This window comes from Hymenobacter defluvii, assembly GCF_017589435.1.
Taxonomy (GTDB): Bacteria; Bacteroidota; Bacteroidia; order Cytophagales; family Hymenobacteraceae; genus Hymenobacter; species Hymenobacter profundi.
This window is the reverse complement of the sequence record NZ_JAGETX010000021.1, coordinates 41578-52482: the sequence shown is the minus strand read 5'-3', so window position 1 is coordinate 52482 and position 10905 is coordinate 41578. Positions and strand designations below refer to the sequence as shown.

Sequence of the window (10905 nt, the reverse complement as noted above, 5' to 3'; positions counted from 1 at the left end):
TGCGCAGGTTGGGAGCTGGTTTAGTGGCCATTGGATAGAACGTTACAGGGCTTCGTTGGTAGTTGAGGCAGTATCTTCAGTGGCTGGGCTGGGAGCTGAATCGGGAAAAATGATATGCGCCATTTCTTCAATAAGGTTGCTGATTCCCAGGCGCATATACTCTTTAGCGAGTGGGAACATGGTGGAGCGCATCGTGTCTTTCTTGTAGTTCACACTCTGTTCAAGCCGGCTTTGCAGGAAGGGAATGCCTTGAGTCGCGAAGACCGCTTCCGTACGGGCGTAGAAATCCTGTTTCTCGCTCTTGTTATGCTTGTTCCAAAAGGCGTAATACTGCTTCAGTCGGCTACCGGGTTGACCGATGATAAACTGTTGCAAAACAGAGGCATACGTAAGCGTAGCCGATATGCTAACCTTGTCAGCTTCTACCGGAATGAAGATGTAGTCCATCTTCTTCCACAACTCAATGATGCCTGGTACATTGATGGTGCCCGGTGTATCAATGAAGACCAGATCGAATTGCCCCTGCATCTGCTGGGCAATGTCTAAGGCGTCCTTTACCTCGCAAGCGACCACTGGATAAGCCTGCCGGCCAAGCGCCTCAAAATCAGCGGCCCGCTGCTCATTTTCCTGCAACAGGGTGAGGTCTTCGTTGCGCAATCCTTCTAAAGAATGCTGGGGGTAGTCGCAGTCGATGACGGCTACTTTCTGATTGGCTAGGAAGTGGAAAGCTGAGGCAGCCAGTATGTTGACTGTCGTTTTTCCGACCCCTCCCTTCTGAGAAGAGATAGAGATGTACTTGGTAGTGCTCATGAGAAGGAAGGGATGATTAGTGGAGAGTAGGCCAACTGTGTAAGCGTGGACCCAACAAAGAAATCTTGTGACTCTTTCACTGTTTACAAATTTAAGTTGTTGATTGAATAAAGCAATAGCTAAAAAAATAAAAATGCATAAATCACTTTACGTGTTTATGTCTTTTCTTAGCTTTGGCCATGCGTATGCATAGGAATACACACTATTATACAGGTTTGGCAGCTTACAAATTTGCTCGCTTACACAGGCATGGAGTTACACGCACATAAAATTATAAAAGTACACACATGTCTAAATGCACAAATAAACAACTGTACAATTGTGCAATTGTGCAATTGTACAGTTACATAAATATTTGTTTGTGCATGCGTACAGTTGTAAAAGTATTCACAGGAAACGGATGGCGTCAGCCATAATCAACGGCATTTAGCGCCAGTAGCACCGGGTGGTTTTTCTCCCGTTTTGCCAATTGTTTTAGATTGACTTTACTACCTCCAACATTGTTCAGCAAGCCATGACTTTGTAGCCACAAACCCTTCGGGTTCGCGGCTACAAAGTCAACGGGGAAATTGACGCAAGCTATTTCCCCTTGTCTTGCTGGGCACAGCCCAAACCAAGCCCCATCATGTTAGAGTTAACGCCGCAACCACCTGAAGAAAGAGAAAATATGCAGGTGGTAAAACGCTTTCGTGCTACGCCTTCGGAAGTAGAGAAGATGAACGAAAAGGCTGCCAAAGCCGGGCTTACCTTCTCCGAATATTGCCGCCGCGCCGCGCTGGATAAGCCAATAGCGGAGGTGCTGCCGCCTGCCGTGCGCCGCGAGATTGCCGCAGTGGGCAACAATTTGAACCAGTTGACGCGCCTGGCCAACTCAGGAAAGCTAGGGCCAGTGGGGCTTGGGATGCTCAACGAAGTGCTGACGCGCTTACTTCAAACGCTCAAATGATAGCCAAGACAGTTACCGGAGCAGACTTCGTAGGTGCCCTGAAGTACGGCGCGGGGCTGCGTTCTGACCGCACTAATAAGCAGGCTGAGCTAATAAGTGTCGCTAATCTGGGGAGTAATGATGCAGTAGGGATAGCAGCGGAAATGCAGGCGGTAGCTGCCCTGAGTCGTCGGACCCAGCAGCCCGTATGGCACACGGTATTGTCGTGGGCTCCCGGCGAGAAGGTAAACCGAGAGCAGAAGATGAAGGCGGCGGCACTCTATTGCGAGTTAATGGGCGCCAGCTTGGAGCGCCACCAGGTGGCGGTTTACGAGCACAAGGACAAGGATCACCCACACATTCACATCTACATCAATCGGGTGCCTACCGATGGTGGGGCAGCCCTTGATACGGCGCAGAATTACGCCCGCAACGTGAAGGTTACGCGTCAGATTCGGGAGCAGCTGGGTATGGCCCCGTTACCGTCACGGCGGCAGAGCACCAAAGACCTCGACCCGCAGAAGCAGGTAGCCCGCGGCTATGTGCGCGAGCAGCTGACGGCTGCGATGCAGGATGCCGGCATTCGCTCCCTCGACCAGCTGATAGCCCGCTTCAACGAAAAGCAGATTGACGTGCACCTGAAGCGCGATGCCAAGGGGGTGCTCGTGGGCACGAGCTTCCGCTACCAGGAAAATAACGTGAAGGGTACCGACGTAGGCGTACGGGCCAAGCAGCTGCGCGACCATTTCAACTCCTACGGCCGCGAGGCCCTACGCACCAGCGACCAGCTTACAACTGCCCGCAATGGTAGTGGCCGTGCCGCAGCCAGTGCTGTCGACGGTGTATTAGGTGGCAGTATGGTTAGCCTAAGTGATGAATCCGGCCCGGTGGATAATAGCCCTGGTCTCGATGATGCCGAGCGCAACGAAAATGAGATACGCCGGCGCCGGCGTAGGCCAAAGCTATAGGGTGCTTCCAGTACACGACGTGCACATAGGAAAGGGGCTATTAGAGTTAAAGAGCGCTGCTTTTACCCGGCCAAATCACATAACAGTCATATAAGTATCCACGCATTAATTCAAATCAACAGTCATGGAAGAAGAAAGAGGCTTGAAGAAGATCATGGACTTTATGCGCCTGATCAGCGTGTTGCTGGTGTTGCTGCACGTGTATTACTATTGCTACGGCTTTTTTACCGAACAGCACCTGACGGCAGCGTGGTCAGGGAAGCTACTGGCTCGCTTCAGCACGAAAACAGCGCTGTTTTATGCCCCCTACGTGACGAAGATAGCGGCAGCAGTCTTTCTAGTGCTTTCGTGCCTGGGTACGCGTGGCAAGCCTAAAGAGGGGCAAACCTGGGCACCTATTCTACTTGGCTTGGTGCTGGGGTGCACGCTGTTCTTTGGCAGTGGACTGCTGCTGGACTTGCCTTACTCTGCGGCCGTGCTCACTAGCTTGTATGCCGGTACTACCGCCGTCGGCTTTCTACTGCTGCTGCGTGCCGGCAACTCGATTAGCCGCATGCTGAAAGTGAACCTGATGGGCGATATTTTCAACGTGGAAAACGAGACATTCCCGCAGGAAGAACGCCTGATGAAGAACGAGTACTCGGTGAATCTGCCGACTACCTACCAGCTAAAGGGCAAGCAGCGCAAAGGTTGGATCAACATTGTGAATCCGTTTCGGGCGACGGTAGTATACGGCACCCCTGGCTCGGGTAAGTCCTTCGCGGTCATCAACCAGTTTATCAAGCAGCACCTGACCAAGGGGTTTGCCATGTACGTGTACGACTTCAAGTTTCCCGACTTGAGCCGTGTCGTCTACAACGAGCTGTTGAAGAATCAGGATAAGTACAAGAATCCGGTTAGCTTCTACGTGATCAACTTTGATAACCCCAGCAAGAGCCATCGGTGTAACCCGCTCATGCCCGCGATGATGACGGATATTGCCGATGCGATGGAATCGGCCAGCAATATTATGCTGAACCTGAATCGGACGTGGATCAGCAAGCAGGGTGATTTCTTCGTTGAGTCGCCCATCAACTTCGTGGCGTCCATTATCTGGTTTCTGAAGCTTTACGAGAAGGGCAAGTACTGCACCTTTCCTCACGTCATTGAGTTTTTGGGGCGCGACTACGAGGAAATGTTTCCTATCCTGCTTTCTTACACAGAACTGGAAAACTACGCCAAGCCTTTCGTGTCGGCTTTTGAAGGGGGCGCAATGGACCAACTGGAAGGGCAAATTGCCTCGGCGCGTATAGGCTTGGCGCGCCTAGCATCTCCCGCGCTCTATTGGGTGATGAGTGGCAGTGATTTCACGCTCGACCTCAATAACCCCGACGCGCCCAAAGTGCTATGCGTAGCTAATAACCCCAACCGCAAAGGGATTTACGGGGCAGCGCTCGGGCTCTACAACGCCCGAATCATTAAATTGATCAACCAAAAAGGTAAGCTCAAATCATCGGTCATCGTCGATGAATTGCCGACCATCTATTTCAAAGGGCTAGAAGACTTGATTGCTACGGCCCGTAGCAACAAAGTATCTACTTGCTTGAGCCTACAAACGAAAGCCCAACTCGATCAGCAATATGGCAAGGCCGAGTCTACCACGCTACAAGAGTTATTTGGTAACCTGATTTCGGGACAGGTGACTGGCGACAGTGCCGAGATGCTGAGTAAACGCTTCGGCCGCATCCTGCAAAAGCGCCAGAGTATAAATATCAACAGCCGCGACACCAGTAGTAGTATCTCCACGCAACTGGACAGCATGATTCCGGCCAGCAAGATTTCCAATCTGACCCAGGGAACCTTTGTGGGGGCCGTAACTGACAATATTGGGGAGGCTATCAGTCAGAAAGTATTTCACGCCGAAATCGTAGTAGATGCTGTTCAGGCAAAAGCGGATGAGGCTGCTTATGAAGAGATTCCCGATATTACTAGCTTCATAGACCCGAGTACTGGCGAGGATAAAAGTGAGGAAGTCATTCGCCGGAATTACAAATCAATCAAGGATGATATAGCTTTGATTGTGAAAACGGAACTCGACCGTATTGCCGCCGATCCTGACCTACGACACCTGATTAAAAACAACAAAGCCAAGCCCAAATGAATAGAGACTTGATAGGCAAGCGACTAGCTCAGTTACGTGACGAACTGGCCTGCCCCGGAGAAGCCAAGTGGAGCCAGGTGCGCCTCGCCACTGAACTAGGGTTGACCCAAAACGTTATCGCTCGCCTAGAGAAGTCAGCCGCTGGCAGTACAGAGTCTCTATTGACCTTGTTATTATTCTACCATCAGCGAGGATATAATATCAGTTGGATTGTGCTGGATGACAACAGGGGCGTATCGAAGCTGCGCATAAACGATACTACTCCTACCCTCGATAAGCGAAGTGTCTTGGATGGACTCGCTGGTTTCAAGGACACGATGAATAAGGGAATTGAACGGTTAATGGAAGTCATAGCAGAATAATTTTTATTGATTTAAGAATTAAGGCGATTTATGCTAGTAAAATAATGAGTTAAAATCGGGCAAATTATTATATTTGTTTATGCTGGCCCTACGCAAGGTGCGAGTGGTATAACTCACTTACTAACAAGAATATGCTTGAGCAAAATCAACCAAAATCCGTTGAGGCGGAGCCCCAAGCTACCCAATCAGTAGGGCCCTCCGTGGTCCCTAAAAAGCCCGCCGCAATAAATGTCGATGAAGCGCGGAATGAGTTTATCAAAAACGCGCAGCCAGTGGCCGATGCGCTACGCAAGAAGGGTAGGGAGCAGGAGGCTACTCAGTTGGAGCAGGCCGCTAAAATCATCGGACTAGCCGTGGGAACCCAACCGCAGCAATCCATTCCAGGCGACGTCTTAAAGGGGGAATCGGTCAGCAACGTGCTCAAGAACATCTGGGACGTGATTGACAAAGATCCAGAGTTGAAGAACATGCCGCAGGCCCAGGCCTTACGCAAGTCAGGCAAAGCCCTGAATGACGCTTCCCTACTCAACATCACTATTCGGAACGGGGTAGTGGTCAGCTTCGTCAGCAACTTTGTTGAGAACTTCAGCTTGGTCCAGAAGGACGTGCCTAAACCAGCCGAAAAGCAGCCAACCGTAGTGAAAGAGTCGGCTGCGTCAGCTGCTCGTGCGCAACAGCCGGCAACTGAGCAGGTCCAGACTACGGCTGTTGTATCATCGGTGGCCACCGAGAAGCCTGCACCGACGCTTTCGTTCACGCAGTACGGCCCCTCCACCGAGACGGGCCGGCTTGAGACGCGGAAGCTGACGGGCCAGCCGCTACCCATTCTAAACATTGCCTTGACCGATACCGGACAATATGCGCTCAATCCTGCTGTCGATCAGAAGCGGTTGTTAGACGATGGTGCGCGGTCACTACGGGCCTTCTTCGACTATCAGGATGTCGGTACTGGCCTCGTGAAGATAGAAGTGGCACAACCCGGGCAGATGGAGCGAACGGCGGACGGGTGGCAAGTAGCGTCGAAAGGTAAACTCAAGCTGACCTACGAGAACGGCTTGACTACCGTGCCCGGCCAGGAACTCCGGCTGCCGGGGATGCCTCCCGCCCAACAAAGTGCTACGGCGCCGCAGGCCCAACCCACGGCCGCACCTGAAGTAAAGCCTGCCTCCCTGCTCGTGCCGGAGGCGTTGGAAAAGGTCAAGGCACTGTACGAGGAAAAAAATGCGGGTGTAACCCAGCCCGGCACCGGTTTTACCAAAGCGGATCTGCCAGTGCAGCTGCTGACTAAAATGGGTATGCAGGTAGACGAGTTGGAGAAGTCAGGGCAGTTGCAGAAGTTGTTGAATGGTCAAAAAACTGACCTCCTTTCCTCTTTCTCCCTACGCAATGAGCAAGGGGAAGCCGTGCCATTTGCCGCGAAGCTAGTGATGCGCCGCGATGCCGCAGGTGCCCCCAGCCTGCAATTTGACCTGCCGAAGCACAAGCTGGTGATTCCAGAGCAGATTCTAGGCAAGGAGCTTACGCCCGCTATGAAGGAGCAGCTGACCAAGCACGGCGTTGTACCATTGGCGGAAGGCTTCCGGGATGGCCAGGGCCAGCCATTTGCTGCTTACGTAGCCATCGACAAGGAAATGAACCGGGTGGTAGCCGTGCGTAAAGAAGGCATTGCTATCCCCAAAGAAGTGTTGGGCGTGTCCTTGAATCCGCAGCAGAACAAAGCGCTACTGGAGGGCCGCCCTACCAAAATGGAGGCCATGCGCAATGACAAAGGCCAACTCTTTGATGCCATGGTGGTGCTCGATCCGGTGAAGCGCCAACTCACCTTCCGTGACGCGAAACCACACGTTACTCAGCAGGTCGAAAAGGTGGAGCCAGTGATTGCCACCCGACCAAAGATGCGTATGTAGCCGATGCGTTTACCTTGAAAATCAGTTTCCGAGCGTTTCGGGAGCTGATTTTCTGTTTATTAGCACTCCACTCTGACTTCCAAGCTTACACACCTCATTTTATGCAACACTCCGAACTCTCTCTCATTTATGCAGCAGCCCAGTGAACCCGAACTCAATTTTAGCCAAGTCAAGAAAGAGATTAATCTGGTAGACTTAGTACTCACTTTGGGGTATCAGCACAATAAGGCAAAGAGTGGTCCTACGCTCGATAAAGGCAAGTTTCACGTCTTTGACTACCGGGGAAATCCGAACCTGGACCAAGTGATTATCTACAAGGCTCCTTCGGGTGACTTTCTGTACTTCAACCGGGCTGACGACCACGACAAGGGCAGTGTGATTGACTTTCTGAAAAACCGGATTGAAAACCCGCGTATTGATGGTATTCAGTCTACCCCCGGCAAGAACATCTGGGCCAGCGTGATTGAGAATGCCCGCAACTTTTTAAACCTCCCCGCCCCGAGTAGGGTCAACACTAGCACTCTGCAAGCAGCTATTCCGACCGTAGAAAGAGGGGATCAATTCGTGCCGGACTTCCTGCGCAAGACTACCCAGCTCACCGATACACGCTACCTCAACAACCGAGGAATCACAGCGGAAACGCTCTCGAACGGATACTTTGCCGGCCGTGTGCTGAATCACGTGCACGAGGGTAAAAACAAGGACGGCCAGCCATACAAGTTCGTGAACACTGCCTTTCCCCAGGTGTACCAGGATAAGATTGTTGGGCTGGAAATAAAGGCGAATGGCTTCAGAGGACAGGCGGCCAATTCGCTCAATTCGGCGGCCCTATGGCTATCGCACAGTGACCCTAAAACCAAAACGCTCATCATCTCGGAGAGTGCCATCGACAGCCTTTCGCACTACCAGTTGAAGCAACCGGCTAACACGATGTATGCCTCCACGTCGGGCAATCTAACTGATAACAAGATAGCAGAGGTGCAGCGGCTGATTGAAAACCTTCATTTGAAGACGGTAAAGTTGGCGTTCGATAATAACATGCAGGGCCACCTATTCGACACGCAGCTGATTGCGGGCCTGGCCCATGCCTCTACCCCAATGCGTATTGAGCGCAACTTGCCTGGTTTCGTCACATTAGGTATCCACTCCGGCCAGGAACAGTACTTTACCCAATTACACAACGCCACGCGCAGCTACAATGAGCAGGTAACAAATGGCTACTATCAAGCTGGCGGAGCCTACCCGGCCATGAGCGCTACCTTGAACACCGAGCTGATTACAGCGACTCGGGATGCAGCGAATAGCTACAAGTTTCACATTCCGAAACGACTGCATGCCCTATCTTTTTTCAATCAGGCATTGATTCAACACTACCCAATGACTGTGAAGCTGGAAATGGAAAAGTCGCAGGCCAACGATTGGAACGACCAGTTGAAGGAGAGCCTGCGGAGCAAGAGCCAGACCGTGGCCACGTCGCAGGTGCCAGCAAAGGCCCAGGCTCCAGGGGTAGAGAAAGAGCCGGTTCAAGAGCCGGCCGTACGGCGGGGCCTCCGGCGATAAGCGGGCCAACGCCTACCAGAAAACGTTCACAAATACTACCAGAACCCCGTTTCCGTGAGGGAGGCGGGATTCTCTTTTATTAGATCATTTCGTGTCTGTACTCCAAAGCCAGGTAGTAAGGGTAGCGAAAGATTAAAAACAGAAATTTCCATTAGGCGGTCCAAACATCAGAACTTAGCATGGAGCAAATATTTTTGTCTCGATAAGTCACGTTTTGCGGCTGGTAAGAACCATTGATTAGCGAGATAATCAAACTAAACAGAGTTGTAGGGCCAAAGCCGCCTGCTGTTCAAAATTTCCCTAGTAGCGTTAAAACGTCCGTTTTGTGAGACGACCGGCCCGCGCAAAGTTTCTTTACTGATACTGTTCTATCCCTGCTCTCGTACTACCCTTTGATCGGACGAAGAAGGATAAGCTAATAGCTGCTTAGCAATAGCTCCGCAATGACTCGACAATTTTCTGCACTTGTGGTGTCCTATCAGGCACATCCAGTACAGTGTAGCCCCCATAGGCTGGATGTAATACGACTAAGTGCATACTCCGTACTCGGCATCCGTACTCAGATTCCAGCAGCCATTTGTATAGGTTCTGTTGAATAGAATACCGGTTAAATCGGCAATCATCCAGGTCATTTAATGGCCCTTCATTGGTCTGGTAGACATTCCGTTGAATACTACTATCCGGATAAATAACTTTTTCACTGCGCTTCCAGTCATAAATCGAAACCGAGCCATCAGCGTGTTGAGCCACGAAATCGACTGTGCCGGCTATCATCAATTCTTCGTTGAATACTCGCCACTCTGTCCGGTGTGGCGTGAGGTGCCCGTGGTCGGCGTGAAAATCTAGAAACTGCCTAAATTCTGTTGTTTTAAAATGAGTAGCGCCGTTGTTGTAGAACTCCTCAATGTGTTCGTGCAGCTGGGTACCCAGGGCAGCAGACGTTTTGCCTTTCGCTTCCCATTCTAATAGAATTTCTTCCGTTGTCATGCCACGCTTTGATGCCGTGCGCGGAGCCCAGTAGTGCTTGTCAAACTCAGGAAAGAACCGGTCTACTAAAGTACTCACTGCTGTGGCCGGCTGGCCGTTGATGAAGTATTGGTGTGCTTCTGGGTCAAACTGCAAACTGGCATCTCGCTTATGGCTGTGGTTCTTCTCCAAGCGTCCTGCTGCACGGTTATGGACCAGCAGTAAAGCGGACTGATCCACCAGTTTTTCTATTTCTGCCTCCACCGCCAGTGCCGCCGGTGCCTGCCACCCCTCCATCTGTTCGCGCCGACCGAAGTTTGTTATACCAAGATATTGCTCCCGATAACGCTGCTTCTGCCACTTCTGGGCTTGAACAACATCCCAGTATTGCTCTGGCTTCAACTGCAGGCTCCGTAATACCGCCGGAATTTCGTAGCTCGGGTCTAGCCGGCTAATCAGAGCCGCCACATAGGCACAACATGCCTCCGGCTGCTGATGCACCTGAATTTCGGCGAAGCGCACCACAATCCAGCCGCGTCGGGTGAAAAACTCATCACGGGCATCATCTTCACCTTGGCAATGAATTGGCTGTCGATGTATGCCGTCGTAGGGCTCATCAATTTCGATGTTGAGAAACAAGTTCAGGCCGTTTGCCTCGTTTAGCAACACCAGGTCAGGCTCGTACGGGCTTTGGGCATTGGGCGTGGGCACGTGCCGGTCATTGTACACTTTCACTGACCCGTTACTTAGCAACCTACTAGCCACCTGCATAAAATCTGCTTCCTTGTAACCGCGACGCCCTGAACGACCTACCCGTGGAAACTTGATTACGCAGCCTGCTTTGGGCATTCTAACCAGTGGAAAGGCGCCCGTATCTACCAGGGCTGAGGGCTGGTAGCCAATGAACTTTGCTGTTGAAGATACCTTTTCTACTTCAGGTAACGGAGCTATTGGGGTGTTGCCTGCACCTGCTCCCGTTTGGTTCTTGCCTGATGCCGACTTAGAGCCAGTTGTATGACCCACTGCCGTGGACGTAGCCGGTGTACGTAGTGCCTTAGTCGTGGCCGTCGAAGCGGGATTAATTTCCAGACGCTTTTCCAATTTCTCCAACGATACTGGCGCAGGCGTTACTACCGGGGTTGGCGGCGGTACCATAGGCAACGCTGGAGTAGGTGACTGGGGGGCAGTCCTGATTGGGACCGAAGACGGTGCTGCCCCCATGCCTGCTACCGAGGACTTCGGCGCGGCTGATGGGGCAGGGGAGGGC

General features: G+C 51.9%; 7 protein-coding genes. 5 read left to right on the top strand and 2 right to left on the bottom strand.

The genetic code is table 11. The annotated features are described in order from the left end of the window. Positions 1–42 precede the first annotated feature (42 nt). Positions 43–810 carry a ParA family protein gene (locus J4D97_RS20240; protein WP_208309152.1) on the bottom strand — a complete coding sequence of 256 codons (768 nt, stop codon included), beginning with the start codon at positions 808–810 and terminating at the stop codon, positions 43–45. Positions 811–1435: 625 nt separating this feature from the next. Between J4D97_RS20240 and J4D97_RS20235 the strand changes: the two genes are divergently transcribed. The 5 genes from J4D97_RS20235 to J4D97_RS20215 all read left to right on the top strand — a co-directional run bounded on the left by J4D97_RS20235 (position 1436) and on the right by J4D97_RS20215 (position 8672). Continuing rightward, the gene (locus J4D97_RS20235; RefSeq protein WP_208309151.1) at positions 1436–1756 is read left to right on the top strand and encodes a MobC family plasmid mobilization relaxosome protein; all 321 of its coding nucleotides are present in this window, start codon (positions 1436–1438) and stop codon (positions 1754–1756) included. Next, on the top strand, positions 1753–2703 hold the full coding sequence (locus J4D97_RS20230; protein WP_208309150.1) for a relaxase/mobilization nuclease domain-containing protein: 951 nt from the start codon (positions 1753–1755) through the stop codon (positions 2701–2703). The genes J4D97_RS20235 and J4D97_RS20230 overlap by 4 nt, the downstream gene beginning before the upstream one ends. Before the next feature lie 124 nt (positions 2704–2827). After that, on the top strand, positions 2828–4843 hold the full coding sequence (gene mobC / locus J4D97_RS20225) for a conjugal transfer protein MobC (protein ID WP_208309149.1): 2016 nt from the start codon (positions 2828–2830) through the stop codon (positions 4841–4843). Between the two features lie 493 nt (positions 4844–5336). After that, entirely contained in the window at positions 5337–7112 is a 1776-nt protein-coding gene (locus J4D97_RS20220) for a DUF3945 domain-containing protein (protein ID WP_208309148.1), read from the top strand. Between the two features lie 129 nt (positions 7113–7241). After that, on the top strand, positions 7242–8672 hold the full coding sequence (locus J4D97_RS20215) for a toprim domain-containing protein (RefSeq protein WP_208309147.1): 1431 nt from the start codon (positions 7242–7244) through the stop codon (positions 8670–8672). 426 nt (positions 8673–9098) lie between these two features. Here the strand turns inward: J4D97_RS20215 and J4D97_RS20210 are convergent, their stop codons facing one another. Then, complete coding sequence (locus J4D97_RS20210; protein WP_208309146.1) at positions 9099–10739, bottom strand: hypothetical protein; 1641 nt, start codon at positions 10737–10739, stop codon at positions 9099–9101. Positions 10740–10905 lie beyond the last annotated feature (166 nt).